The sequence below is a fragment of the Shewanella sp. c952 genome, from assembly GCF_019654975.1.
Lineage (GTDB): Bacteria > Pseudomonadota > Gammaproteobacteria > Enterobacterales > Shewanellaceae > Shewanella.
On record NZ_BPEW01000024.1, the window covers coordinates 38,607 to 64,107 of the forward strand.

At 44.5% G+C, this 25,501-nt stretch carries 23 protein-coding genes and 1 other RNA gene; 11 read left to right on the forward strand and 13 right to left on the reverse strand.

Features of this window, described 5'->3' with window-relative positions; genetic code table 11:
• Positions 1–287: 287 nt before the first annotated feature.
• On the reverse strand, positions 288–770 hold the full coding sequence (locus K5R16_RS15435; protein ID WP_220738448.1) for a YcxB family protein: 483 nt from the start codon (positions 768–770) through the stop codon (positions 288–290).
• A gap of 136 nt (positions 771–906) precedes the next feature.
• On the opposite strand from K5R16_RS15435, the gene K5R16_RS15440 reads away from it, so the two are divergent.
• Positions 907–1,245 carry a DUF1971 domain-containing protein gene (locus K5R16_RS15440; protein WP_220738474.1) on the forward strand — a complete coding sequence of 113 codons (339 nt, stop codon included), beginning with the start codon at positions 907–909 and terminating at the stop codon, positions 1,243–1,245.
• 53 nt (positions 1,246–1,298) lie between these two features.
• Here K5R16_RS15440 and K5R16_RS15445 read toward each other — a convergent pair whose 3' ends face one another.
• Complete coding sequence (locus tag K5R16_RS15445; RefSeq protein ID WP_259649901.1) at positions 1,299–2,198, reverse strand: universal stress protein; 900 nt, start codon at positions 2,196–2,198, stop codon at positions 1,299–1,301.
• Positions 2,199–2,469: 271 nt separating this feature from the next.
• On the opposite strand from K5R16_RS15445, the gene K5R16_RS15450 reads away from it, so the two are divergent.
• The 3 genes from K5R16_RS15450 to K5R16_RS15460 all read left to right on the forward strand — a co-directional run bounded on the left by K5R16_RS15450 (position 2,470) and on the right by K5R16_RS15460 (position 3,862).
• Positions 2,470–2,673 (forward strand): hypothetical protein, encoded by a 204-nt coding sequence (locus K5R16_RS15450; protein WP_220738449.1) that lies wholly within the window; start codon positions 2,470–2,472, stop codon positions 2,671–2,673.
• A gap of 82 nt (positions 2,674–2,755) precedes the next feature.
• Positions 2,756–3,001: a hypothetical protein gene (locus tag K5R16_RS15455; RefSeq protein WP_220738450.1), complete on the forward strand. Its 246-nt coding sequence runs from the start codon at positions 2,756–2,758 to the stop codon at positions 2,999–3,001.
• A 108-nt stretch (positions 3,002–3,109) separates the two neighbouring features.
• Entirely contained in the window at positions 3,110–3,862 is a 753-nt protein-coding gene (locus tag K5R16_RS15460; RefSeq protein WP_220738451.1) for an SDR family oxidoreductase, read from the forward strand.
• Between the two features lie 37 nt (positions 3,863–3,899).
• On the opposite strand, the gene K5R16_RS15465 is transcribed toward K5R16_RS15460, so the two are convergent.
• Both K5R16_RS15465 and K5R16_RS15470 read right to left on the reverse strand, forming a co-directional pair.
• The gene (locus tag K5R16_RS15465) at positions 3,900–4,316 is read right to left on the reverse strand and encodes a VOC family protein (RefSeq protein WP_220738452.1); all 417 of its coding nucleotides are present in this window, start codon (positions 4,314–4,316) and stop codon (positions 3,900–3,902) included.
• A gap of 39 nt (positions 4,317–4,355) precedes the next feature.
• Positions 4,356–4,964, reverse strand: a complete 609-nt coding sequence (locus K5R16_RS15470) for an NAD(P)H-dependent oxidoreductase (protein WP_220738453.1) — start codon at positions 4,962–4,964, stop codon at positions 4,356–4,358.
• A 124-nt stretch (positions 4,965–5,088) separates the two neighbouring features.
• On the opposite strand from K5R16_RS15470, the gene K5R16_RS15475 reads away from it, so the two are divergent.
• The 5 genes from K5R16_RS15475 (at position 5,089) to K5R16_RS15495 (ending at position 11,274) form a co-directional block, all read left to right on the forward strand.
• Positions 5,089–5,712 (forward strand): metalloregulator ArsR/SmtB family transcription factor, encoded by a 624-nt coding sequence (locus K5R16_RS15475; RefSeq protein WP_220738454.1) that lies wholly within the window; start codon positions 5,089–5,091, stop codon positions 5,710–5,712.
• Positions 5,713–5,716: 4 nt separating this feature from the next.
• The gene (locus tag K5R16_RS15480) at positions 5,717–6,418 is read left to right on the forward strand and encodes a pseudouridine synthase (RefSeq protein ID WP_220738455.1); all 702 of its coding nucleotides are present in this window, start codon (positions 5,717–5,719) and stop codon (positions 6,416–6,418) included.
• A 305-nt stretch (positions 6,419–6,723) separates the two neighbouring features.
• Positions 6,724–7,689, forward strand: coding sequence for a LysR family transcriptional regulator (locus K5R16_RS15485; RefSeq protein WP_220738456.1), 966 nt, complete (start codon positions 6,724–6,726; stop codon positions 7,687–7,689).
• A 190-nt stretch (positions 7,690–7,879) separates the two neighbouring features.
• Positions 7,880–10,162 (forward strand): OmcA/MtrC family decaheme c-type cytochrome, encoded by a 2,283-nt coding sequence (locus K5R16_RS15490; protein WP_220738457.1) that lies wholly within the window; start codon positions 7,880–7,882, stop codon positions 10,160–10,162.
• 485 nt (positions 10,163–10,647) lie between these two features.
• Positions 10,648–11,274, forward strand: coding sequence for an acetate uptake transporter (locus K5R16_RS15495; protein WP_220738458.1), 627 nt, complete (start codon positions 10,648–10,650; stop codon positions 11,272–11,274).
• Between the two features lie 97 nt (positions 11,275–11,371).
• Here the strand turns inward: K5R16_RS15495 and K5R16_RS15500 are convergent, their stop codons facing one another.
• The 9 genes from K5R16_RS15500 to K5R16_RS15540 all read right to left on the reverse strand — a co-directional run bounded on the left by K5R16_RS15500 (position 11,372) and on the right by K5R16_RS15540 (position 23,203).
• Positions 11,372–12,904 carry an MFS transporter gene (locus K5R16_RS15500; RefSeq protein WP_220738459.1) on the reverse strand — a complete coding sequence of 511 codons (1,533 nt, stop codon included), beginning with the start codon at positions 12,902–12,904 and terminating at the stop codon, positions 11,372–11,374.
• 313 nt (positions 12,905–13,217) lie between these two features.
• A complete protein-coding gene (locus K5R16_RS15505) occupies positions 13,218–13,907 on the reverse strand; it encodes an LrgB family protein (protein ID WP_220738460.1) in 690 nt (229 codons plus the stop codon).
• The gene (locus K5R16_RS15510) at positions 13,904–14,383 is read right to left on the reverse strand and encodes a CidA/LrgA family protein (RefSeq protein WP_220738461.1); all 480 of its coding nucleotides are present in this window, start codon (positions 14,381–14,383) and stop codon (positions 13,904–13,906) included. Before K5R16_RS15510 ends, K5R16_RS15505 begins: the two co-directional genes overlap by 4 nt.
• Before the next feature lie 197 nt (positions 14,384–14,580).
• Positions 14,581–14,745, reverse strand: a complete 165-nt coding sequence (locus K5R16_RS15515; protein WP_012144718.1) for a YqaE/Pmp3 family membrane protein — start codon at positions 14,743–14,745, stop codon at positions 14,581–14,583.
• Positions 14,746–14,917: 172 nt separating this feature from the next.
• Complete coding sequence (locus tag K5R16_RS15520) at positions 14,918–17,884, reverse strand: ImpA family metalloprotease (RefSeq protein WP_220738462.1); 2,967 nt, start codon at positions 17,882–17,884, stop codon at positions 14,918–14,920.
• Between the two features lie 222 nt (positions 17,885–18,106).
• The gene (locus K5R16_RS15525) at positions 18,107–21,022 is read right to left on the reverse strand and encodes a valine--tRNA ligase (protein ID WP_220738463.1); all 2,916 of its coding nucleotides are present in this window, start codon (positions 21,020–21,022) and stop codon (positions 18,107–18,109) included.
• Between the two features lie 26 nt (positions 21,023–21,048).
• Positions 21,049–21,522: a DNA polymerase III subunit chi gene (locus K5R16_RS15530; RefSeq protein WP_220738464.1), complete on the reverse strand. Its 474-nt coding sequence runs from the start codon at positions 21,520–21,522 to the stop codon at positions 21,049–21,051.
• A 1,080-nt stretch (positions 21,523–22,602) separates the two neighbouring features.
• Positions 22,603–22,784, reverse strand: a non-coding RNA gene (gene ssrS, locus K5R16_RS15535) — 6S RNA.
• A 110-nt stretch (positions 22,785–22,894) separates the two neighbouring features.
• The gene (locus K5R16_RS15540) at positions 22,895–23,203 is read right to left on the reverse strand and encodes a cell division protein ZapA (protein ID WP_020911092.1); all 309 of its coding nucleotides are present in this window, start codon (positions 23,201–23,203) and stop codon (positions 22,895–22,897) included.
• Positions 23,204–23,561: 358 nt separating this feature from the next.
• Here K5R16_RS15540 and K5R16_RS15545 point away from each other — a divergent pair, with 358 nt between their 5' ends.
• Together K5R16_RS15545 and ubiH are read left to right on the forward strand one after the other, a co-directional pair.
• Positions 23,562–24,137 carry a UPF0149 family protein gene (locus K5R16_RS15545; RefSeq protein ID WP_044555647.1) on the forward strand — a complete coding sequence of 192 codons (576 nt, stop codon included), beginning with the start codon at positions 23,562–23,564 and terminating at the stop codon, positions 24,135–24,137.
• An 89-nt stretch (positions 24,138–24,226) separates the two neighbouring features.
• Positions 24,227–25,459 (forward strand): 2-octaprenyl-6-methoxyphenyl hydroxylase, encoded by a 1,233-nt coding sequence (gene ubiH / locus K5R16_RS15550; RefSeq protein WP_220738465.1) that lies wholly within the window; start codon positions 24,227–24,229, stop codon positions 25,457–25,459.
• Positions 25,460–25,501: the final 42 nt, after the last annotated feature.

Genomic DNA, 25,501 nt, shown 5'->3' on the forward strand with positions numbered 1-25,501 from the left:
GTTGCAAAGTGATACAGGTCACAAAGTGCTCAATCGAAGACTCAAGTTTGCGCCACTGTAAGTGTGATTATTTCGGACCAGCCAAATTCAGTTGGACATAAAAATCTTAGGCTGCTGAATAAGCTAAAGTTTACTCATTATTGAATGGTTAGGTTAAAAAACATGTCCGCCTTTAATCTAACGCTTTAGCTAAGGGTTTGCCTTTATTAAGCATGCTAATACTCATCACACTATGCAACTCAGCTGAACATTATTTTTTAAGCTGAGTTGCGTTAATTTGAGCCCGCTCACGCTTCGCTGTTACTTTTACTCGCGACAAATGCAATGGCTTCTTCATCTAGACTACGCTTGGAAAGGTAGCTGACGCTTTTAGCCTGATTGAGTAAAAAGCCTTGTTCAGTCTCTTTGATTGCAACGATATCTTGCCAAAGAATGGTGCCTTTGACATAGAAAGAATCATTAGAGATCCCCTTAGTATCAATCGTTAAAGTCACTTCATTATTGGCCGCCTTACTCATCATCTGGCGCAGCAGCCACCATGGTTTTTTGTAACGAATGTTGAGTGCCTCTAAAACCCCTAAGGCGATTAAAAACCAAGAGGCATAGGCATTGATACCAGTCAGCAGTAATAGCACACCAATAAGAGTAAAGATGATTGCCTTTCGATATGCACGTATCGATGTATCGGTAGTGACGGATTCATCAAAGCACTCGCTAAAGTGACTTTTATCTAAAGTGTACTGTGTGGTGTAGCTGTATTTAGAGTTCATTAGGGCTCATTCGTTTGATGCTTGGGTGCCAGTGCAACTAGCAATTGGCTTAAGTTTGCATATAGTTGATTAACTCAGGCTTAATCGCGCTATATTGAAGCAAAGCGTGATAATGATAAAGGGATTAAAACCGACTATGGCAACGATACCGAAAGATTTTGTTAATTATAAATCAACGCCGCTATTTGATAAGGACACTGTGCCGAAGATGTTCCTGCACCTGCATAACACTAAAGCGGGAGTATATGGGAAGATCCATGTACTGCGTGGCACACTTAAGTTTTACGGCTTTAAAGATAGGCGAGCAGAGGTTGAAAATGAACTCATTATTGAAGTCGGGCAAACCGCTATCTCGCCACCACAGTATTGGCATAAAGTTGAGTTAATGACGGCTGACACCCAGTTTCGGGTCGATTTTTGGGCACAAGCTGGATCTGCTATTGTTGCAGAAAATCAAAGTGAAAGAGACGCCTAGCCAATCGCAGTACTGCAAAGTTATGGCTGTGCTCAGCTAGAAGTTTACTTCTGTTAGTGGCTGACGGGCTTTATCGCTAAAATGTCACACTTTAATTGATCGATGATGACCGATGAGGTGTGACCTTTTAAATCACTGATAAAGCCGTGATGTTCACCCGCACCAATCACTAACAAATTGGCATTACACCGGTTAGCGATGACAGGGATGACGTGATCGGGAAGCCCCTGTTCAAGGTGTAGATGGTCACTTTCTAGCTGGTAGGCTCTTGCTGAGTCAACCAAATGCCCCCAATGCTGACTTCTTTGCTGTTCATCGCTAATGAAGTTTGCCTCACGTTTGATGGACATGCTCCAGTTTTCCAGCTGGTAACAATTTAGCAGATGGATGTCATTTTCCAGCAGGCTAGCTAATTGCTGGCTATCTTCTAGCAAGTCCTGATTCAATTCTCTATGAGCAATGTTAGAAGCGGCCGTTTCTAATGCGGTTAAAATGTGCCCCTGCTTTTGCCATGACTTGTTACCGACGATTAAAATAGGTAGGTTACTTTCTCGCAGCAGGTGGTCCTCGCAGCTGGGCACAAATTCACTGACTATAGTGTTGTGGTGCTGATTATTCATCACCACTAAATCATAGTCACAGGCATTGGTCTCATTAAGAATCGCAATGTGGTCTTTGGTGTTTTTAATTTGCTTAACCTCGACTTCGACACCTAGGCGTTGATACTTACTGAGTAGCTTATTGACAAATAACATTGGGTCGAGCGCATTATCGGGGATTAATCCTAAGCGGTTGAGAAAGTTGTTATAAGGTTTTTCCACTTTTAAGGCGGTGACCTTAGCTTTGGTTTTACAGGCAAGTTGCAGCGCTTTGTTCAAGGCAAATTGGGCGACGGAATTATTGTCGACTAACGCTAATGTATGGTGGTAGGAGATCATAGTGAAATACTCCATTTTCCTTTCACTCTATTTCGAACAACTGTAGTCGAAAGCCCAGTAAAAACACGGCTTAGCTAATATCGAATTACGCTTAAAGCTTGCCTTGTAAGTGCTTTTCAATCTAATTACGATAACGCGCTGAATTCCTTCGTATCAACTATGCATCCTTTTCACTCATTCAAATAATTTCAAAATAAATAAATGAGTAAATGTAATGTTAATTAACTTTAACCTGGCATTAACATGGTGGTTAGGTAACATTTTGTGGTCATCAAGGAGTAGTGATATGCCAGCAACCGACATAGTAAAAATAGAGCCACTGACAGCTAAACCTGCCTGTTTTGAGCTAAATGATCTGCTGCAAATGCAGGTTGAATTTGCGCTAATAAAATCAGTGTCGCAATCGAAGACGTTAGCAGCGATGTTATTTATCGGTATTACCTTTTTTAGTGCTTTTGGGCTTTTTCTGCTTCACATGGCACCGAGCTAGTAGACACATGCTATTCAACGGAACTGCAGCAGCAGTTAATTAATTTAACCCCAACCACTATCTGTGAGGCTAAGGAGAGGCGATGTTTGTATTTGCAATGGAACTTGCGTTTTGGGTTGTGTGGGATTTAGTACTCTCGTTTATCTTGTATTTTACTGGCGCCGTAGTGATCCGTATTTTCACCTTTGGTAAAACCTGCTACCCCTTAGCACCAACCAGCTTTTTTCAGCGTCGAAAAGTGCAGAAAAGGGATCCGTTTAATAGCGCTTTCATCGTTGGTTTTCTATTCTATGCTTTGTTGTTTGCTGCTGCGATTTGGCTTGCGTAGAACTGCTTTTAGGATCCGCTTAGTCATAAGTTGAAGTTCAAACATCTGTTTACATTCTGTGCATTCAACAGTAGCTTAGCGTTAAATAACAGTTACTAGCAGAATCAAATGACAATTAGAAAAACAATTTTGATCACTGGGGCCAGTTCCGGCCTTGGCCGTGGTATGGCCCTCGAGTTTGCCCATAAAGGCCGAAATTTGGCATTGTGTGCCCGTCGAATAGACAGGCTTGAAGCTTTAAAAACCGAGCTTGAAACGATTAACCCGTCTATCAAAGTCTCAATAAAAACTCTCGATGTCATCAATCATCAACAAGTATTCGAAGTGTTCGAAGCCTTTAACAAAGAGCTGGGTAGTATCGACAGGATTATCATTAATGCTGGTATGGGCAAAGGAGCGTCTATCGGTACCGGTCACTTTGAGGCAAACAAGCAAACCGCTGAGACCAATTTTGTTGCATTAATTGCTCAAGCAGAAGCGGCGATGCAGATTTTTAGAGCGCAGAACGCAGGTCATTTAGTGACTATCTCTTCGGTGAGTGCTGTGCGCGGTTTTAGACGGGCAATGACTGTCTATGCGGCGACTAAAGCTGCGGTGACTTCATTGACTGAAGGGATCCGCATTGATGTGATGTACACGCCAATTAGCGTCAGCTGTATTCACCCTGGGTTTATTCGTAGCGAAATCAACGACCATGTCGAGAAGGTGCCTTTTATCGTCGATACCGACGTTGGCTGTCGCGCCATGGTTAAAGCGATAGAGGCCGAAAAAGCCAATAGTTTTGTACCGAGCTGGCCATGGGCAGTATTGCACTGGATACTGCGAGTTGCGCCCAGTTCGTGGGTCAAAAAAATGAGTTGATCAGGCTCACTGTTGTGACGTCACATCGCTGCGGTTATCAGTAGCGATTTCGCTCGCTTGGCACATCACTAAGGTATTGTACAAATTCTACTTCATAACCATCTGGGTCAATATAATAGGCATTGCGGCGATAGGGATCTTCTGCGCCATCTTTATCGACGGGATGGCCAATGGCGGCTAGTCGTGCAATGACGCCGTCAAGATCGTCCACCACAAAAGCAAAATGAGCCAGCCCAACTTGATGACCACTTAAGTCGCGGTTATTGCCAACGCCATCATCGTTAAAGGTTAAGTACTGGTAGTCATCGCCAAAGTGAACCCAGTTTCGGTCCACTCCATACCACTGACTGACACCACCGCCACGGGTTTTCCAGTGAGGGAAAATAGCTTGATAAAAGGCCAGTGTTGTTGGGATATCTTTTACCACCAAATTTAAATGTTCTAGATGCATCATAATGTGCTCCTTGCTGTTGCTCTTGGGTTAACTTGGGTGTTACATGCCGTAACTGTACTCTTGTTGTTTAGGGTAGGGCTTATTTTGATGATTACTGCGTATAACGGTTAAAGCCTCGCTGTATTGCGCCAACATGTACAAGCAGTAGTCGATGCGTTCACGTAATTGCTTATCACGATCATCAACGGCTTGTTCAGTATTTAATACCTGCTCGACATTACGAATAATGAGGTGATCAGGTGTTGCAACCAGCTTATTGTTTTTTAGCGCATTCATTCTCAATTCTGCAATGGGGTAGGCACCGCTAATCCCGCTTACTACTGAGACCAACAACGCCGGTTTGTGCGCTGTATCTTGGTTATTACACATCAACAAGAAATTCTTTATCAGTGGCGATGCCATTCCGCCCCATTCTGGGGTGATAAGTATTAGTGCATCTGCACGTTTTACCTGTTGTGAGATAAACGGCCAGCGACTGCCATCGGTCGTTTTACTCTCGGGATCGCCATCCCAAAAAGGCAGTTGATATTGGCAAAGCTCAATGTGTTTCACTTTATGACTCGGTGGAATCTGTTGCATTAAGTATTGAGCAACTTTGGCGCTTTGGGAGTCCTTTCTTTGGCTTCCGCTAACAATAACTAATTCCATTTAAGTAAACCTTTTTGTTTATTAAGTTTTAAGTAAAGTAATATCTTTACATAATAAAGTAAAGATAAAAGTTTACTTAAAAGCTGGTTCAGTAATAATGTGCACTAAGCGTTAAGGGGAAACTATGAAGACCAGCGACAAAATATTGCAGATGTTAAAGACCCAAGGGGAGTTGACCGCTAAAGTCATCGCCACCGAGCTCGGCTTAACAACCATGGGAGTGCGTCAGCACCTGCAAAGCTTAGAAGACAATAGCGATGTGGTATTTGAAGATAAAAAGGCCTCTCGCGGTAGGCCGACACGTTATTGGTCATTAACAGCAAAAAGTAATAGCCATTTCTCTGATCGTCATGAAGAGCTTACGGTGCAGCTGATCGATTCTGTAAAAACGATTTTTGGCGATCAAGGCTTAGAGCAACTTATTGCCCATAGAGAGGATGCTTCTTTTAAACTTTATCAAGCAGCCTTGGTTGATGCTAAAGATCTAGCGGCCAAGTTAGCAGCACTTGCTAAACTGCGCACTGAGGAGGGTTATATGGCCAGTGTCGAAAGCACAGACGGTGTCTATTGGCTACTCGAAAATCATTGCCCCATTTGCGCCGCAGCGTCTTCATGCCTTAACTTTTGCCGTTCTGAGCTACAACTGTTCCAAAATCTATTACAACTCGATGCTAGCATTAGCCGAGAAGAGCATATTATCGAAGGTGCCAGGCGTTGTGCTTATAAAATTGTGCCGTTAAACGGATAACAGTATGGAATCTAAACGAGCACGATTAGATAGGTTTATTAGCGCAACCAAAGGGATAAATCGCAAGCATGTCAGAATACTACTGGCTAAAGGCCTAGTTAAAGTTGATGGTGAGATAGCCAGAGATATCGATCAGATTGTTGACGAATTTTCCCATATCACGCTAGAGGGCGAAGTCCTGCAAGCAAATGAACCAACCTACCTGATGCTGCATAAGCCTGTAGGTGTGGTCAGTGCAACAGTGGATGACAAGCACAAAACGGTAATCGAGCTGCTCACTCATCCAGACAAACAGCAGTTACATATTGTCGGTCGGTTAGATCTCAATACCTCAGGCTTACTGCTGCTAACCAATGATGGCCGTTGGTCAAAACGACTGATGTCACCACAACATAAAGTCGCTAAGCTGTATCGGGTTAGCCTACAAAACCCAATCGATGAAAGTTATATCAAGGCTTTTAACGACGGGATGTATTTTGAATTTGAAGATATCACTACCTTACCTGCCAAGCTTGAAATTATTGATAGCCATACCGCCTTGGTAAGCTTGATGGAAGGACGCTATCATCAAATAAAACGGATGTTTGGCCGCTTTCGCAACCCTGTTATCGGGTTGCATCGTATTTCTGTAGGTGAAATAGTGCTCGACCCTCAACTATTAGCAGGTCAAAGCAGAGTGCTCTCAACCGCAGAAGTTTGCTGCTAAGCATGCGTCTTTATTGTGCATCTGTGAATGCTGGGGTGAGCAACTTGCTTGGCTATCTAAATGTAATCTTAAGTAGATCAAGCCGTAAGTCGGTTGCAGCTTTATAGTTACGCACTGTCATTGGCAGTTTAACTAGTTAAACTCTCTAGCTGCGTGCTTTTTTGTGTTGATATCTGCTGCTTTTTCGCACTGTGACCCAAGCCAAGGTATTGAACTTTAACTTGGCGGTAACAGTGTCGAGCATGCTTTCCTGCCTGTCGCTATGCTATACCTATAACTAAGTATTCAATTAGACGTTATACATCATGTTAAATGACTCTCTAAAAAAGCTTTCTGAGTTAGATATTTTCTGCCTTATCGTGTTTAAGACTTTGTATGAGAATGGTCATGCAAATTCGACAGCAACAGCCTTGCAAGTATCAGCCCCTAAAGTGAGTCGCTGCTTAACTCAACTGCGTATTACGTTTAACGATGAGCTTTTTTACCGCCGGCAACAAGGGTTAAAGCCCACTCCCTTAGCCGAGGCTTTATATGAACCTATCTGCAGTTTCTACCGAGCAGTTAACCATCTTGAGCAAGTTGCCTTTGACGAAGATGAAATAGCTCAAATACCGTCACTCAATATCGCAGTTACTCAGAGCATCATGAGTAGCTTAGCAGTGGCAATTAGTGAACATGCAGATCAAGAGGCAATGGGGAAAATTCGCTTACACTGCTGGGATAGCCATACTGCAGAGCAGATCCATAATGGTGAGCTGGATTTTGGTATCGGGTTTGACACTTCAAATGCTTCAGAGTTGGAGTGTGAGTTAGTGGGAACGCTCGATAGTGTGCATGTTGCAGCGAGAGTGCAGCATCCTATTTGGCAGTACATGCCTAATATCACCTTAGAACAGATAGCGCAGCAACCATTTTTATACCTCGAAAGTAAGGGGTTTAATGATAAAATTGATCCACTAGAAATGTATTGCCGTAATGCAAGAATTGAGCTTAAGAGTGTAGATAAAGTTGCCGGTCGAGAGGCATGGTTTTGCCATCTGATGACCATGGGAAGTATCGCGTTTTTACCTGCGGTAGAGGCCGGTGTTTGTAATAGTATCCCCACTTTGAGAACTGAAGCACTGCCTAAAGAGCAAGTGAGTCTATTGCACGGTGACATGTTGTCACCCCAATATTTCATTGTCGAGAAAGAGGCCAGAAACCGCCGTTACACGATAGGTCAAAGAGAAATCCTTATTCAAATAGTTGCAGATTTACTCCACTCTTATTAGCCACTTCAGGCACGCACCCCTCGTTAATTTCAATTATTGATATTGCCAATTTCAGTAATTGAAATTTCATTAATTGAATCTTTAAATTCTAATCACAAGCTGTAAACAAAATTGTTTCACATATCTCGCATTCTTCTATATTCAATTTACTGCGTTTGCAGAAAAATAATACCTATAAAGGGATAAGATGATGAGAACACATAAGAAGTCTTTATTGGCGATGGCATTAATCACTGCCATTGGCTTAACAGGTTGTAGTGATGGTGACGATGGCAAAGATGGTGCGCCGGGTGAACCAGGTATTCCAGGTACTCCAGGAAATCCGGCTGGAATTACAGTCGATACGGTTGGCAGTGCTGCTGACTTTGTATTAACGCTAGCGCCTGCAGATATAGTTGTCGTGGGAAGTGATGACTTTTCGATTAAGTTTATGGTGACAGGTAAAGATAGCAAAGGCGAAGATAAACCATTTACCGGTCTAGAAAAAGTCGCTCTGTACGTGATGAATCAGGCTGCAAACTCTACCGATACTGGCGCTCCTATATTATGGGAAAATAATGCACTCGCTAATGAGTTTGGCTCAAGCATGTACTGTACCCCAACAGGTAAGGCAACCGCTCGTGGCGGCGCAGAAGTTGATGCATGTACCTTAGTTGAAGATGAAGCTAATCCTGGTACTTATATGGGAACTTGGGAGCATGATGGAAATGCTCCTGTAGTACTAGCTGACGGCGACGCTAATGATTTATTCCGCGTCATGGTGCGTACCTATGATGTTGTCGATAGCACGGGCACCGGAATCTCTGACAAATTACTGTCAACCCCGGTCGATTTTATTCCAGCGACGGGTGAGTTAGCTATTTCGCAAAAGGACTCTGTTTCTAATGCGGCTTGTATCAAGTGTCACAGTCAACTCGACGGTTATGCAGTCACAGATATTCGCATTGCTAACATTGGTGCCCACCATAACTACCAAAAAGTTGAAAACTGCGTAGCGTGTCATAACCCCGCTTATGCAGGCGGCGAAGCGGATCCTGAGAAAGGTTGGAACGCTAACTGGAACGCGATGATCCATACATTGCACGCCGGTCATCATCTTGATCTTGAGGGAGAAGCAAAAGAAGAGTTTGGTGAAATAGGTTTTCCATCAGAGCTAAATGAATGTACCACTTGTCATGACAATGGCACCCAGTGGAACGACAACGTTTATGCTGAAGCCTGTGTCTCTTGTCACACTGAAGTTAACTTTGAAACGGGTGAGGGCCACTTAGGCATTGTACCTGAGAGCGATGCGGCATGTTCTGGCTGTCATGGTGCTGGAAGCTTAAGCCCTGTAGAGGCGCATAAAGTGGGCGGCAGAGATGAACTAGCTGACAAGTTTGTTATCGACATTCAATCGACTGAAGTCGCAGCCGCTGTTACTGATGGTATGAGCACATTGGTCGTTACTTCAAAAGTGATGATGAATGGTGTTGCGCTTGATGCAACAACCTACGCAGCGATTACTGACTATATGACTAATAGCGGGCGTGGTTTCCTTATTGGCGCATTGGATGCAGATACTGGTGCCGTTGCTCATGGTTATGGCGCTGATGGTAGCTTCAAAATGGGCTTTACTGGCGGCGTAATGGGAGCTGGTGGCATTTTAGTTAATCAAGCTGAATTTGCTACTGACTTATTAGCAGGTCCTATATATGCGACAGCTGAAGTACAGTTATGTGGTATTGATGCTGAAATCGTTGAGTGTTCAAATAGCAACACAATTGCTGTTGCCAACCAAGCTGAGACGAAGTATTTCAATTTAACAGCTGATGAAGCTCCGATTGAAATGCGTATTGCAGATGCTGACCGTACAACTGTAAATGAAGCTAAGTGTAATGCTTGTCATGGAAACCTTACTTATCCAAAAGGCAGCCATGGTACGACAGAGTTTACCCAATGTAGAGCATGTCATAGCGAGAACTTAGGCGGGTCGCCAAGTTACCATCCAATCGTAACTTATAAGACAGATGAAGTTGATGCTGATGGGAATGCGATTTGGGGGGAAGTTGAAGGATTAAACTTTGCTAACCGTGACTTAGTAACAGTCGCTCACCGTTTCCATAGTGGTCACTGGGATGGTGAACCTGCGGTTTATCGTGATGCAGATGGTAATCTAAATGGTTACCCAGCTGTTGAAACTAACTGCCAAGCATGTCACAAAGACGACAGCACGCTATTTGCTGCTGACGGTGGATTGACTTCTGGTAAACGTTCTGTTGAAACTGATACAGGCTTTATATCTCCTATTGCAGAAGCTTGTCGTAGCTGTCACGTAGAAGCATCAGCGTTAGCTCACTTTAAGAGTAATGGTGCGTATGTTCAAGATGAGCCTGGCTCAATTAAGAACCTACCGATTGAGTCTTGCTCAACTTGTCACGCTGAAGGTAAGACTTACGGCGTTGACGTAATGCATATGGGAGGCGCCCACTAACTTAAAATTATAAAAGTATCACCTACTATGAGATCCCTGCTTCTCATAGTCATTGAACCTCTTGGGAGCCTTCGGGCTCCCCTTTTTTTGATACAAATCATCTTTTAGCTCGAATAGAGTCCGATGTGCCACTTTGTGAGCCAGCGCAATATTTAACCTCAATGCATAACCAATAACATCATTTGCTAAAGTGCTAATTCTGCATGCGTGTGACGGTGGTCACTTTGTTGTGGGAATTGTGACGTTGCTCTTGGCGGCCTTTCTTCGTTTGAGGCTTTAGCAATGATTAGCCTTAAGTTTATGAATATTAATATTAAATGTGGATAATTATGTTTAGGAGTGCATATTTGAGTGGCATTGAGAATGATTGATTGGTGTTATTGGTTACTCTAGAATCCGCGGCGCTAAGATTAACCATTGTTAATCTAGTGCGGTTAACCATAACCGCTACCTATTTGATTGGCCAATTCCTGTAGGGGAACTCAATGTCTACACAGCACACCAATTCTTTAGCAAATCCAGCGCCGCTTGGCTTAATGGGTTTCGGTATGACTACCGTTTTGCTTAATATCCATAACGCTGGCTTTTTCCCTATCGACTCTATGATTTTAGCGATGGGCATATTTTATGGCGGTATTGGACAAGTATTAGTGGGCATGATGTGTTTCAAACGTGGCGATACCTTTGGTACGACAGCGTTTACCTCTTACGGTTTGTTCTGGTTAACACTCGTTGCGCTTATTGTTATGCCAAAAATGGGGTTAGCCGCAAGTCCTGCAAGCTTTATGGGTTGGTATTTAGCGTTATGGGGCATGTTCACTGGCTTTATGTTTATCGGTTCAATGCGCTACCCACTGGCTAAGCAGATCGTATTTGGCTCATTAACCATACTGTTTTTCCTGTTGGCTGCACGTGACTTTACTGGCAGCGAACTGATTGGCACTATTGCTGGCTTTGAAGGTATTTTCTGTGGTTTAAGTGCTATTTATTTTGCCATGGCGCAAGTACTTAACGCTGAGTATGGCCGAGTTATTCTTCCTGTTGGCAAAGTAAGATTTGCTGCAAGCACAACTGCGGTAACTGAGGCGACGCCATCGTTAAAAGCGGCGTAAGTTTATCGGGCTAGAAAACAAAAAAGCTGACATTCATGTCAGCTTTTTTAGTTTTAAACAGAGCTCACATAAGTAAGTTCACATAAGCGAGCTCAGCTTAACTCTGTTGTAGTTTGTACAACCATTTACCATACAGATAGATACCCACAGCTGAAATCGTACCGATTGCCGCAATGATGTACCACGCCATACCAATGTTATGGGTGTTATACAGTAAGGTCGTTAATTCTTGCGCAGGCTCACCTGTGAAAGCCACCAAAGTGGTAAAGGCTTCACCTTGAGGAATGGCACTAATTTCAGTGGCACTCATACCACGCTCAGCTAATGCTTCTAAAGAGAATATCTCTTTTGAGGCATACATTTCATACAGTTTAGGGCCAAAGAAGCCTTCAAGTGTCCAGCCAATACCTTGAGGAAGCATAACAAAACCAAGATACATGGCCTTTTTACCCTCAGGGGCGATGTTACCCATAAACTCGTTCTTTTTCGGGCTAATCATCATTTCGCCGAATGAGAACATCGCAATCGCCAGTACGATCATCCAAGCTGCGTTCGTTGCACCAATCAGTACAAAGGCAAAAATACTCAGCAAGCAACCACCTAGCATGGCAGTTGTAATGCGGTACTTGGCCGTTAATGCTGCCACTAAGAAACAGGTAGTCATGATCATACCGGCGTTAAGGTTAAGCATGCCTTCTGGCATCACCTTAGTACCGCTATTATCTAAGCCTAACCAGAACTGGAAGAAACCATTAGAGGTGCCTTCAGGGCCAAATAGTGAAGTCACAATGACACTTGTATCGACCCATTCAGCAATATGAATAGGTAGAACATCAAACAGTGAGTTGAATAGAAACCAGAAACCGGCGAATACCAACATGTAATAGATAACCACAGGCTTTTTCAGTTCATTAAGCGCATCACGCCATAATGCAACTTGCTTAATTTCACCGGATTTTACTTTGCGGTTACGCTCCAAACGTTCCTCTTTACCAGGCTCTTTATAGGCCAGTAAAAACAGGAAGTTAAATGAGATAATCGCAGCACAAGCATAGAAGACGTTGTCCCAAGAAAGCTGACGCATATGCACAGCAACCAGTGGTCCTAAGAAACCACCAATGTTAACTACTTGGTAAAATATACCCCAGGCCATCGAGGTGTTTTGCCGCCCAGTAGAAAGCACCAATGTGCCTTGAATACCTGGCTTAAATACCCCTGTGCCCGCAGCGAGCAGCATTGCGCCGAAAAGAAAACCATAGAAGCTTGGGAAAAAAGCCATCACCAAGTAGCCAGAGATCTTAATCAGCGTTGATGCGAAAATAGTTTCTTTATAACCGACCCGGTCTGAAATACCGCCAGTGAATACCGGAATAAAGGTCTGCATCATCGCCCAAAGGCCGATAATGATACCGTAGTCACTTAAGGTGATCCCAAGGCCGCCTTCAGATACTGGCGCTTTTGCATACAAGCCCGCACTGGCTTTAACACCATAATAGGCGATACGCTCGACCAGCTCCATGCCGCCGACAATCCAAAATATGTAGCTTAAGCTGGCAATCGAGGCCCACATTCCCAGCTGTTTGACTTCCCGTAGGTCGTTATCTGCGTAAGCATCTTTTGACTCGCTCATAACTTTCCTTTCATTGTTTTAATTATTTATATTTATTATTGCTTTCGTTTTTAAGAAGCATATTTATGTTGGTTTTGGGTAGATTGAACGTAAGAATCTTTACCAAAACGCTGCAAGCTTGTGATTGCAGTCGACACTTTACCTAATTTGATGGCAAACACCAATGCGTTAGTCGCAGTTTGAGAGGAACTCATGCTGTTGAATAATAGGGAGTGGTACAGAGAGGATGGATAGCTAAAGCGAATAGCGGTATATCTTGAACATTAATGCAGCGGGGCCGGGCAGATTTCAGTGGTCTTTATACTGTTTGCGATTAACCGATAATTGAGGCGAACAATGGCGCCATGATCACCATAGCAATACCTGTAAATATCATTGTGAGACTGGCAATAACCCCCTCTTGTCTGCCGATTTCACTGGCTTTTGCTGCGCCCGCACCATGAGCTGAGGCGCCCAGAGCCACTCCTTTTGCAACAGCACTGCGAATGTTAGCGATTCTAAATAAGGGCTCGCAAATAAGCATCCCCATAATGCCAGTGAGCAAAACCAGCATGGCAGTAAGCTCAGGTATACCGCCAAATGCCGTAGTAGCTTCTATCGCAAATGGAGTAGAAACTGAACGTACCATTAAGCTATTTGAAAGCTCTGTCGGCATGCTTGTTAGCTGCATCAATAACCAAGAGGTGACCAACCCAAGTAAAAGCCCAACAATTACACCAACGCTTAAAGTAATAGGGTATTGCTTTATCAGTTGGCGCTCGCGGTAAATAGGCACTGCAAAGGCGATAGTTGCAGGTGCTAACAATGCTGCGAGCCAGTGGGTATATTGAAAGTAACTCGCAAGCGGAATGTTTAATACCACCACAGTGACTAAAATAACCAACGGAGCTAATAAAATTGGGGCAAACCATACCCGTTGCTTGCGGCGGTACAGGGCTTTACTGCCATAGTAGCTCACTAAGGTTAATAGCAAACAAAGTAGCGCAATCAGAGTCAGGTTCATGATGCAGTTCCTGAAAGTGTCTCGTTGACGAGTAATGATGTGCGCTGTGCTTGCTGATGCTTACGTTGTTTCTGTAGCTTAAGCTTGCGTTCAAAATTAAATAGTCTATCTACGGTAAACGCTGTGCCAAGTAATACTAAGCAGCTTGCCGCCAGCATTGAGCTTAAGAGTGTGACGCCGTATTGCTCCAGTATATCTTCGTACTTGAGTACGGCGACTACCGGTGGAATGAAAAACAACAGTAGATCGCCAATTAACCATGCTGCGCCGCTGTTGACCGCTTTTTCTGGAATGACTTTACCGCAGAGTAGTAATAGCAGTATGGCGAGTCCTATCACGCTGCCAGGGAGTGGAGAGTGTAACCAGCTAGCAAGCTGCTGACAGCTATAAGCAAATAAGCAAAAAAAGCTAACTTGGGTTAGCAGCAAGAAGAGTTTACTGAGTTTAGACTGGATAGCGCAGAAGCTAAGGGGCATAACGAACCTGATTTTGAATGCTGGTTAGAACTGACTAAAGCTTACTCCTGAATGGTTAATTAAAAAAATGAATGTTATTGATTGAATGCATTCCAAAATGGAATTTATGATGCTAAATAAATTGCTGACAGACCATCAAAAAGCCCCAGGTTAATGGGGCTCAATCTGTTAATAATTATTGCTACATGAAGCAAGGGCTACTTGGTGACGACCCAAAGTGCATGCAGTAAACCTGGGATAAAGAAAAGTAGACACAAAATGATATTGATAAGCAGATCTTTACCTACGCCACTTTTTAGAAATACTGCCACAGGCGGTAGTAGAATTGCGATGATGATCAGTAACAGTTTATTGGTATCCATAAAGTATCTTCCTTAAATTATTGGTCATTTTTGACGATATTCAATTCTCATAATTACTACTATAAACTTAATTCAAATTGTTGATTATGTAAACGTCATGCCAGTGCACATTGGCTCAGTCACTGGCTAAGACGTTTTTAAGCCTTGTAACAAGCTACTGTATACAAGCTTGTTATAGCGGCCAAGCTTGCTGGCCATCTACAGCAACAGACTGCAGATCAAGGCTTAAGCAGTAGTCACCTGGAGCATAAACGAACACCTGTTTTTCAATCATATTAAAACCAAATGATGCGGTCTGCTCTTTTGCTGCAGGCGTTGTGGCTAGCCCCCACATTTGGTAAAGATCACGGTAATCAAGTTGGCTTGAGTAGCTCATGGCAATCAGCAGAAAATCATTATTCGATATTGTTTTAGCTGCTTCGAGACTAAATTGATTAAAGCCCAAGTTCGCTTTTTGCTGCTGCCATAGCTCATCAGAGCTTTTGGCTCGCTCAAACTCCCGCAGTAAAATGTGCAGCCGTGCTAACAGATGCCATCCATTTTCAAGAGAACCATTTTTTTGTGCCGCCACCATCATTTGTAGCATGGTGGCCATGCCGTTTGACCAGCTAGTGAGATTTGCTGCTTGCATATAGGCAAAAGGATCAGCTTGATTCATGCTGGCCTGAAGCACTGCAAACTCATCATCAATATTCAATCCTTGGCACTGTGGCAGCTTACCTAACTCAGTGTATGCACGTGACTTTGTGTAGTAAGAGTATGGGTTAGTCGATGCGTGACCTTCATGACCATCAAAACGTAGGCGGGCTTTTTCAAGTCCATGGCCAAGCTCGTGAATATCGCCGTGTCCAGTAGGGCTGAATGACCAGCTGGCATCGTAAGGGTTACCCGAACAACCTGAGCCACAGGTCGGCTGGTCAGCATTCATGTGCTTGACGGTATCAATCGTATCGATTTGCCAGCCTTTACTGTTAGCAAAATCAGTTATCTCACTAACCTCATCAATGAAAGGCCCCTTGAATCCTGCAAGCAGGTGAGGGTAGTTATGTACCTGAGTTATGATAGCGCCTGCCATCTTTTCTGGTGTGCTCCATAAGGCTTCACGGCTCATTGTTTGCTGCATTTTATCGAGTCTAGAATGCACTTCAAAATGCTTAGTCGCCAGTTCTGCCCAATCATATTGATTGGCGGCGAGATCTTGCATGAATTTGTTACCATCGTCTCCTTCACGCCAGTATGGGTGTTGACCCACGTGCTGGAAATTCAATGACACTGGCAGATCTGTTTGATCAAATTTAACTTGCAACGGGCCACCGTATGGGCTGGTGAACTTAATACTCTCGCCCGCTTTTAGCTCTATTTGAGTTGATTGCAGATATTTAGCTCGGTTATACCCGTTAGCAGCAAACTCATGGGTTGAGCCTGAACGCTGGGTATTAATAAACAGCCAAGTGCGCACAGCGCTGTTGTCGCTACGGCTAACTGTTACAGTTTGTCCGGGCAGCGCATATACACCAGTAGAACGAAAGCCCTTCTTACTCGACAGCGAAACGGCTTTGTCGGTTGCACTGATATGACTAAAGTCTGTGCGGCTAAAATTGCCTAGATCTTGTGGCAGCAGATTGATATCACGGTAGTGGTAAACGCTGTGGTCTGCAAAGTAAGCTTGCAAGAACTGCAGATTATCGGTGCTACTCACGTCCATCGGGTATTGGATAGCATGGCGATAGCTATCGCCAGTTAACACCAACAGTTTATAAAGGTTGAAACCTTCTTTATTAAACATATCAATATGCTGACTGTCTAGGTTACGTATATTACTGCGGATTGTTTGCAGTGCGCCTTGGTATTGGCTACTAAAGTTAGTGTCACAGGTATCTGCACAGTTGGCCAAATTAAAGTCGATATTACCGCTATCGAATAAGCTTAACCACAGATGCTCATCTTCAAGAGGGCTGTGAGCTGCTAGCATGCTGGTGGCGGAAGACCAATAGGCTTTGTCCTGAGAGAAATAGTTTCCTGGACCGCCGGGGCCTTGCATAGCAAACCCCATTGGATTAAGCACTGTTTGAGTCAGTGGCACACTATTCCAGCTGTGTAGATGCATATAGAGTAGTGGCTGCTTTGCAGTTTGAATTTGGCTAATCAGTGGCGCGACCGTTTCGATTGAGAACTGCTGTGCTGATCCTGTGATAACCAGTTGAGCTTCGCTTAAACAGCCGCTAAGTTCGGTTTCATTATCACAACTGGCGACTTGCCACTCAGGATAGTTGGTTGTGAGCCAGCTTTTAATTCGGTTTACACTGTTACCATTGATTAAGAATAAGCGTACTTGTTTTGTTTGGTTAAGCTGGCTTAGATCTTGGTCTAACATCCAAGCTAACAACCGCTTAAAGCTTGGTTCAAAACTGGCATTGTTACCCTGTTGTAGGCTAGAGATAATATCAATGCCAAATGCGGCATTTCGTTGGCCAGATTGCTCGCTAGTGGCGGCAAAAGTAAGGCCTTTATTGCCAGTCACAAGCGCAAAGGCTTTATTGTCAGGATAAAGGTGCTCGCTGCCAGCAAGCTGGATCATCTGTGAGTGGCGACCTTGATCATACTCAATCGCATCATTTTGATAGATAGCCTTAACTAATTCTTGTCCATCTGCGCGGTACTGGCTGATATGGTTTAGGCCACGCTTTATCATTTGTGGTGTCAGTTCTGTGACTAGGCTTGCATCACCGCTGGCCATTGCTGCACTGATTTTGTCATTGAGCTGTAAGCTAATCGAGTCGCTGCTGCTTTGATTGCTGCTGTCAGTGACAGTTAAAGAAAGTGTTATTTGACTATCAACCTCAAGCGCTGAAGCGTCGACAACTACGCCGTCTATTGAAGCGTTAACCAGTGAAACTGCAGGACCCGCTGTTTGAGACCACTCAAAACTGGAGTCTCCAGTGGCATGCACATTAACCTCTGCCGCAACTGCAATTAATTTGTCATTCCATGCGCTTTTAGTATCACCTAACTCAACCTCAGGAGCTTGCGCGGTTGGTGGTGTTGTGCCACCGCCAGTGTCTGGTGAGCTTGAATCGTCAGAGCCGCCACAGGCGGATAAGCCTATAAGTAAGCAGCTTGGTAGTAGCCAGTTTTTCATTATTATTAACACCCATATCAATTTTATTACATTGTCCTTGATAAAAAGTGATATAGCAAAATATTTAATTAAAACAAAGGGTAAGTCAAAGTTTTGGCTGTTGCTATTAAATTGGCGAAGGTGAGTGTTTGTTCTAATCGGTTGAAAATAGGCAATAAAAAAGGCAACCCGAAGATTGCCTTTTTTGCATTGCATTAGCCGATTGAAATCAGCGGGTAAGGCTTAGCCTTCCAGTTTAGCAAGCTCAGTTTTTTGCTCGGTAAGCTTTTCAATATCACGTTGATATTCGGCTTGCTTAGCACGCTCTTTTTCAATCACGGCTGCAGGCGCTTTAGCCACAAAACCTTGGTTCGATAACTTACCTTCAATACGCTTAAACTCACCAGCGGCTTTTTCAAGTAGCTTGTCGATACGCGCTACTTCTTTAGCTACATCGATAAGACCTGCCATTGGGATTAGTAGCTCCATGTTGCCCACTAACTGTGTGGTCGACATTGGCGCTGTTTCACCGTCTGCTAGAATTGTCATAGACTCAAGTTTAGCTAGGGTCTTGAAGAAGGTTTGGTTAGCTTCAATGCGTGCCTTATCTTGCTCACTCACACCGCGAAGTAGCGCGTTAAGTGGCTTAGATGGCGCAATGTTCAACTCGGCGCGAATGTTACGTACCGCAGTAATCACCTGCTTAACCCACTCAAGATCTTCCATCGCTTGAGTGTCAACTTTATCAGCTTGGTACTCAGGGAAAGCGGCAAGCATTAAAGTGTCACCTTCAACACCTGCAAGCGGTTTAACGCGCTGCCAGATAGTTTCAGTCAGGTAAGGCATCATTGGGTGCATCAGGCGCTGCATTTGCTCAAGTACGTTTACCAATGTATGGCGTGTACCACGTAGCTGCGCGTCAGTGCCATTTTGCATTACTGGTTTAGTTAACTCTAGGTACCAGTCACAGAACTGGTTCCAAGTGAACTCATAGATAGTATTCGCTGCAAGGTCGAAACGGTAGTTTGCCATGTGCTCGTCATAGGTTTTAACGGTTTCGTTAAATAGACCGATGATCCAGCGATCAGCAATCGACAGCTCCATTTCACCCGGCTTGCCATCAACAAGAATTTGGCCACAATCTAATGCTTCGCCAACAGCATCATCAGCCGCGTCTTCTGTTTGCACTTCGGTGTTCATCAACACGTAGCGAGATGCGTTCCAGATTTTGTTACAGAAGCTGCGGTAACCGTCTAGGCGTTTCATGTCCCAGTTGATATCGCGGCCAGTAGACGCCATAGACGCTAGAGTAAAGCGCAGGGCATCAGTACCGTGTGCTTCAATACCGTCGCTAAACTCTTTACGAGTGCTTTTTTCAATCTTCGCCGCCATTTTAGGCTGCATCATGTTGCCGGTACGTTTTTCAACTAGCGACTCAAGATCGATACCGTCAATCATATCTAATGGATCAAGTACGTTACCCTTAGATTTCGACATCTTATTGCCGACTTCATCACGGATAAGGCCGGTGACATAAACGGTTTTAAATGGCACCTGCGGCTTACCGTTTTCATCTTTGATGAAATGCATGGTCATCATGATCATGCGGGCAACCCAGAAGAAGATGATGTCAAAACCAGTGACCAGTACATCTGTTGGATGGAACGCTTTAAGCTCAGCGGTGTCTTTTGGCCAGCCAAGGGTAGAGAATGTCCACAACGCAGAGCTAAACCATGTATCGAGTACATCGTTGTCTTGGCGTAGTACTACTGAGTCAGCAAGTTTGTGCTTAGCACGTACTTCATCTTCATCGCGACCAACGTAAACTTTACCTGCTTCGTCATACCAAGCTGGAATGCGGTGTCCCCACCAAAGCTGACGTGAAATACACCAGTCGTTAATGTCACGCATCCACGAGTTATACATGTTCTCGTACTGCTGTGGCACAAACTTAATGTCGCCGTTATCAACCGCTTCCATAGCGGTTTTCGCCATAGGTGCAACCGATACATACCATTGGTCTGTTAATAGTGGCTCAATGACCACGCCAGAGCGATCGCCATAAGGCACTTTCAATCCGTGTGGATCGATTTTGCCAAGTAGACCTAAGGTTTCAAGTTCAGCCACAACCGCTTTACGCGCTTCAAAACGATCTAGACCGGCATAACGCTCAGGTAGCGTGCCGTCTAATTCATTGTTTGCTGTACCGTCAGTGTTTACCACTTCAGCAGATGAGCGGATAGCCGCATCAAAAGTCAAAATGTTGTACATAGGCAGTTCGTGGCGCTTACCGACTTCATAATCGTTAAAGTCATGTGCAGGGGTGATTTTCACACAACCTGTACCGAACTCCATATCGACGTAATCGTCGGCAACAATCGGAATAAGACGGTTTACAATCGGTAGGTGGATGAACTTACCGATAAGTGAAGCGTAACGCTCATCTTCTGGATGCACTGCTACCGCGCTATCACCTAACATGGTCTCAGGACGTGTGGTAGCGATCTCTAAGTAATCTTTACCATCGCTGGTTAATGCACCTTCGGCGAGCGGGTAGCGAAAATGCCACATGCTGCCTTGCTTCTCTTTGTTCTCAACTTCTAAGTCTGAGATAGCAGTATGCAGAGCGGGATCCCAGTTTACTAAACGCTTTCCACGGTAGATAAGGTCGTCTTCATAAAGGCGGACAAACACTTCCTGTACCGCTTCAGACATACCTTCGTCCATAGTGAAACGCTCACGATCCCAATCAACTGACGCGCCGAGACGACGTAGCTGTTTAGTGATGGTGCCACCAGACTCATTCTTCCAATCCCAGATGCGATCGATAAAGTTTTCACGACCTAAGTCATGACGGTTTAAACCTTCTTCAGCAGCAACTTTACGCTCAACCAACATCTGCGTGGCAATACCTGCATGGTCAGTACCGACCTGCCAAAGGGTGTTCTTACCCTTCATGCGCTGGTAACGGGTCAAGGTATCCATAATGGTATCTTGGAAAGCGTGGCCCATATGCAAGCTACCCGTCACGTTTGGTGGCGGGATCATGATGCAATAGTTGCCTTGAGACTCGTCGCCGTGTGGCTTGAAGTAACCTTTCTCTTCCCAGTTTTGGTAAAGAGACTGTTCGATAGACTGCGGGTTATATGTTTTTTCCATGGGAGCGTGCTTATCTCAAACTAAAATTAATTGGTTGTATTGCTCAAGTCTTGGGTCGTTAACGCTATCCCAAGAGTGCGATATTGCCGGTAGCGATCGCGTGCAATCGCTTTATGGCCGTCGTCGTTGGCAACGAAGTCGATAATCTGCACAAAGTTTACCGCAAATTGCGGCACTTGGTCTGCAAGATTAATCAGAACATGACGATTTTTGTTGGCCCCAAGCCGATCAAAGCCTATTTCAACTGGGGCGCCGCCAGTCGGCCCTTCACCTTTAAGGTTATGGGGCACGAAAGATTGCGGTGCTAACTGCCATAACAGTTCATCGATGGCATAAGCTTGTTCTTTGTCAGCGCAGTGAATATAGACCCATTGCTGATTGATAAACGCTTGTCGAGCCAATTCACAGGCAAAATGGTATACCTGTTGTAACGCCAATAATGGCTCATGGCGCTGGGTACTTTTGCCATTAGGCATCAGGTAAAACAGAGTCTGCGACATCGTTTATTCTTTGGGCCTTTCTTTGGGCCTAAGTGTACTTGGCTTTTGGACTGACGAAAGAGGGGATTTTACACTAAAAGTAGCTTAGAGATCAGCCCCTTTTTGGCCAGCTAGGTAATATTGATTGGTGGTTTCTGTTAAGACTTGCCCAAGTGGTCGCTTTATTGCTGAAACAGTTGCAGTTTATTGGCCGAGAAAGTGGAGGTGCTTTGCCCACACCCGAGCAAGGAGGACTGCTCGTCCTTATCAAGAACATCCTTGTTCAACAGCCAGTTCGCCATCCATGGCTCTCGCTCAGAGAGTCCATGGTAATGGGCTTCGCCCTTGCATCCACCATGACGCCCCGACGAAGTTGTAAAACCTCACTTATTTTCGATAATCTCTATCGCCTCATATTCGCCGTCCTTGGCTCACCTAAGGCTATCTCGGCATCCATGCCTCAACCACGAGATAATCTTCAATAACCTCGGCAACTTCGATGGGGAATCGGTGTACTCAACTAATTGTGTTTTAATAACCCTGTCTAGATGCGGATGAAACCGCAGAGTGGCCATGACCAATTCTGTTCCATAAAAAATGTGGCATCCCCTCTGCCCTTGGAGGCCAAATGTATGTAAGCGAGCCTTTGGAATACCGTAGGTCATTGGAACCACAAATACTTAAAGCTTCGCTTAAACGATGAGATGTCGGCTAGATTTTTTGCTTTTCCTGCTTTTCCTGCTTTTCCTGCTTTTATCGTCTTAGCTTTTCCCGGCTTTAAATCGTTCTCAGTCCCAAATCCCTGATACAAAAAAGCCACCAATAAAAAGGTGGCTTTAAGTAAATTGAATTGCGCCCCGCATTCTATTTATGAAGAGTCCGACTACGTCGGTATTCTGGGACGAAAATTGAGAATACAGTAAATTTTAGGTACAAAAAAGCCATCACTTTTCAGTGATGGCTTTCAGTAAATTGAATTGCTCCCCGCACTCTATTTATAGAGAGTCCGACTACGTCGGTATTCTGGGGACTGAGTAAACAACTAATATTTTAGATACAAAAAAGCCACTTTGTAACCAAAGTGGCTTTCAGTAAATTGAATTGCTCCCCAGAATACCGACCGCTGGCGTAGCCCTTGAACCGTAGGTTCAAGGCGGGTAAACGAATACCTCCTAAGGCTTCTCGATACGAGCCGAGCTTGCACAATGTCAGTAAAACGTTCACCCTGGGTTTGTAGATATCGGCACAGGGACATTGCCAGCTAGCGCGTATCCCAGGGAGCAAAACTTGCATTCGTAAGCAGGTCAATTGACCTTAAAATGGCTTACGACAATAATTCTTTCATCGCTAAATTTGCTATCGCAAAAATTCAGTACAGCTGATTATAACCTGTTTAATCACTTTTCGTAGAGCGTTCAACTAACGCATCTTCTAAAGTTGACTGCAGCAAACCGATTTTTTCATCCATCTGCTTGTTATAATCTTGATTCTTCTGCTGTTCTTCTAACAGCTCATAACCAGTATTTAATGCTGCCATAATCGCAATTTCTTCACGGCTGATGTTGTTAGTGCGCGCTTTTAGCGACATTAACTGTTTTTCAAGATTATGTGCGACGTGCCTAAGTGCTGTCTCTTGCCCATCTGGACAAGCGATAGAGTAGGTGCGCCCCATAAGGGTAATTTCAATCGCCTTGTTACCCATTCCTAAAGGAATCCTTAAACCGTGTACTTGAGCGGACTATATCGGTCTAAAAAGCAAAGTGCAACACGATATCCAACTAATCAGGAATAGTTTAGATTAATTGTTGTTTAGATAGCCATTAGCGTACAAACATGAAGCGCTTTGGGCGCTAGTGCTAGTTGAGCTGTTACTTAAGTTACCGCTGGAAATCACCATTTATCACCTGTTAGTTGCAATTGTATATACAGCAACTGATCTTGATTGCTGTTTTTGTGGCTAAACCGACAAACTTTTCACGACTTTATGGTGGCAACTCTTGGTCGAAACAGCCACTTCTGCTAGCATGAGACCAGTAAATCTTGTCACTGGAAACGACTTTATGGCGACTCTACCAACGCTGCGCATGGATAACCTACTTGCGGCACTTAATGAAGCTGAAATTGGTCAGCACCCTGTTGAAGTTCACGGCGCATTAGTGGGCTTAATTTGTGGGGGTGTAGAACAATCCTCTAAAGGCTGGACTCTGCCGCTATTAGAGTTGATGAATGATGGTCAAGCATTGCCACCGAAACTGCAAACGATGGTCGAAGAGCTTTATCAAGATGCAGTGACTCGTCTTTCTGACACTGACTTTGGTTTTAGCCCTATGCTTCCTGAAGAGGAAGAAACGTTGGCAAAGCGTGTTGAAGCGCTATCGCTATGGGTACAGAGTTTCCTTACTGGCATCGCCATTATTCAACCTAAATTGAATAAAGCCTCAAAAGATGTTCGTGAAGTGATTCAAGATCTATCAGAAATCGCGCAAGTTGAATTCGATGTGGCTGAAGACGAAGAGTCAGAAGCGGCGCTTATCGAGTTGATGGAGTTCACCCGCATGGCCGCATTGCTCTGCTACTCCGAGTTTGGACCAGCGATAGAAGACGACAAACCAATTGACCTTGGTGTGTTGCACTAAACATTTGTCATTCAAACCGCCATCGCATTTATGCCATGGCGGTTTTGCTTTCTAGCTAGCATTACATCAGTTATCGGGTTAAACATTCCATGACTAACACCACTACAGTCGAACAGGTCGATATTGCTATTGTCGGCGGTGCAATGGCTGGCGCCACCTTAGCGCTCGGGCTGGCACATATTGCCAAGCAAGCGGGTCGCCCGCTAAAAATTGCCTTGATTGAAGCGCATCGGCCTAATGATGAACATCCTGGTTTTGATGCCCGCTCAATCGCGATTTCTCACGGCTCTATTTTTCAGCTGAAAAAATTGCAAATATGGCCACATATTGCAGCGCTTGCCAGCGAAATCAACCATATCCATATCTCCGAACGTGGCAATTTTGGCATGACGGAGCTAAGCAGTGACGACTTTCAACTGCCTTATTTAGGTCAAGTGGTTGAGCTAGAAGCGGTTGGTCAACAACTGTTTAGTCAGCTTGAAAAGAGTGATGTTCAGTTATATTGCCCAGCTAGCTTGAGTGAGGTTGAGGCGCAAAGCAGTCAACAACTGCTTACCTTAAATAGCGGCCAGAAAATTGCTGCTAAGCTGCTGGTGGCCGCCGATGGACTCAACTCCAAAGTACGTCACGCCTTTAAACAACCATTAGAGCAGGTCGATTTTCAGCAAAGCGCTATCATTACTAATATCCATACTGAGCAGCCACACCAAGACTGGGCCTATGAGCGTTTCACCCAAAGCGGGCCCTTAGCATTGCTACCAATGGCTGACAGAAACGCAGAGCACAGATTATCGATGGTATGGGCATTGTCGCCGAGCGAAGCCGAGCAGATGCTCGCAGCGCCTAAAGCCGAGTTTATCGAAAAGTTACAGGCGACCTTTGGTTACCGAGCTGGGCGCTTTATCGATATTGGTGAGCGCTTTAGTTATCCGTTGATGTTGTCGTATATGAAACGGCCTATCTACCACCGCACCGTGTTTTTAGGCAACGCAGCGCAAACGTTGCACCCTATAGCAGGGCAGGGCTTTAACTTAGGCCTACGTGATGTGGTGAGTTTGCTGCAAGTGATAGAGCAAGCACTCACTAACGCCGATGGCAGCGAGCTTGATGTGGGGATTAATCAAATTACCCATGACTACCTAGCTCGTCGTAACGCCGACAGAGACAGCACCATGAATAGTATTGAGTTCTTAGTGCGCGGCTTCTCTAATGATCACTGGCCGTTAGTGCTCGGGCGTAACATAGGTTTGCGTTTGCTGTCGTGGTTTCCGCCACTTAAAGCGCCTGTAGCTCGTAAAGCTATGGGCTGGACAGTTAGCTAGAATAGTTCGCTAAACAATTAGCTGAGCAAGTCAGCTTTATTG

What these genes read in the sequence shown, in the direction of transcription:
- K5R16_RS15435 (WP_220738448.1), bottom strand. Translation starts at nt 770, where the DNA reads ATGAACTCTAAATACAGCTACACCACACAGTACACTTTAGATAAAAGT.
- K5R16_RS15440 (WP_220738474.1), top strand. Translation starts at nt 907, where the DNA reads ATGGCAACGATACCGAAAGATTTTGTTAATTATAAATCAACGCCGCTA.
- K5R16_RS15445 (WP_259649901.1), bottom strand. Translation starts at nt 2,198, where the DNA reads ATGGAGTATTTCACTATGATCTCCTACCACCATACATTAGCGTTAGTC.
- K5R16_RS15450 (WP_220738449.1), top strand. Translation starts at nt 2,470, where the DNA reads ATGCCAGCAACCGACATAGTAAAAATAGAGCCACTGACAGCTAAACCT.
- K5R16_RS15455 (WP_220738450.1), top strand. Translation starts at nt 2,756, where the DNA reads ATGTTTGTATTTGCAATGGAACTTGCGTTTTGGGTTGTGTGGGATTTA.
- K5R16_RS15460 (WP_220738451.1), top strand. Translation starts at nt 3,110, where the DNA reads ATGACAATTAGAAAAACAATTTTGATCACTGGGGCCAGTTCCGGCCTT.
- K5R16_RS15465 (WP_220738452.1), bottom strand. Translation starts at nt 4,316, where the DNA reads ATGATGCATCTAGAACATTTAAATTTGGTGGTAAAAGATATCCCAACA.
- K5R16_RS15470 (WP_220738453.1), bottom strand. Translation starts at nt 4,964, where the DNA reads ATGGAATTAGTTATTGTTAGCGGAAGCCAAAGAAAGGACTCCCAAAGC.
- K5R16_RS15475 (WP_220738454.1), top strand. Translation starts at nt 5,089, where the DNA reads ATGAAGACCAGCGACAAAATATTGCAGATGTTAAAGACCCAAGGGGAG.
- K5R16_RS15480 (WP_220738455.1), top strand. Translation starts at nt 5,717, where the DNA reads ATGGAATCTAAACGAGCACGATTAGATAGGTTTATTAGCGCAACCAAA.
- K5R16_RS15485 (WP_220738456.1), top strand. Translation starts at nt 6,724, where the DNA reads ATGTTAAATGACTCTCTAAAAAAGCTTTCTGAGTTAGATATTTTCTGC.
- K5R16_RS15490 (WP_220738457.1), top strand. Translation starts at nt 7,880, where the DNA reads ATGAGAACACATAAGAAGTCTTTATTGGCGATGGCATTAATCACTGCC.
- K5R16_RS15495 (WP_220738458.1), top strand. Translation starts at nt 10,648, where the DNA reads ATGTCTACACAGCACACCAATTCTTTAGCAAATCCAGCGCCGCTTGGC.
- K5R16_RS15500 (WP_220738459.1), bottom strand. Translation starts at nt 12,904, where the DNA reads ATGAGCGAGTCAAAAGATGCTTACGCAGATAACGACCTACGGGAAGTC.
- K5R16_RS15505 (WP_220738460.1), bottom strand. Translation starts at nt 13,907, where the DNA reads ATGAACCTGACTCTGATTGCGCTACTTTGTTTGCTATTAACCTTAGTG.
- K5R16_RS15510 (WP_220738461.1), bottom strand. Translation starts at nt 14,383, where the DNA reads ATGCCCCTTAGCTTCTGCGCTATCCAGTCTAAACTCAGTAAACTCTTC.
- K5R16_RS15515 (WP_012144718.1), bottom strand. Translation starts at nt 14,745, where the DNA reads ATGGATACCAATAAACTGTTACTGATCATCATCGCAATTCTACTACCG.
- K5R16_RS15520 (WP_220738462.1), bottom strand. Translation starts at nt 17,884, where the DNA reads ATGAAAAACTGGCTACTACCAAGCTGCTTACTTATAGGCTTATCCGCC.
- K5R16_RS15525 (WP_220738463.1), bottom strand. Translation starts at nt 21,022, where the DNA reads ATGGAAAAAACATATAACCCGCAGTCTATCGAACAGTCTCTTTACCAA.
- K5R16_RS15530 (WP_220738464.1), bottom strand. Translation starts at nt 21,522, where the DNA reads ATGTCGCAGACTCTGTTTTACCTGATGCCTAATGGCAAAAGTACCCAG.
- K5R16_RS15540 (WP_020911092.1), bottom strand. Translation starts at nt 23,203, where the DNA reads ATGGGTAACAAGGCGATTGAAATTACCCTTATGGGGCGCACCTACTCT.
- K5R16_RS15545 (WP_044555647.1), top strand. Translation starts at nt 23,562, where the DNA reads ATGGCGACTCTACCAACGCTGCGCATGGATAACCTACTTGCGGCACTT.
- ubiH (WP_220738465.1), top strand. Translation starts at nt 24,227, where the DNA reads ATGACTAACACCACTACAGTCGAACAGGTCGATATTGCTATTGTCGGC.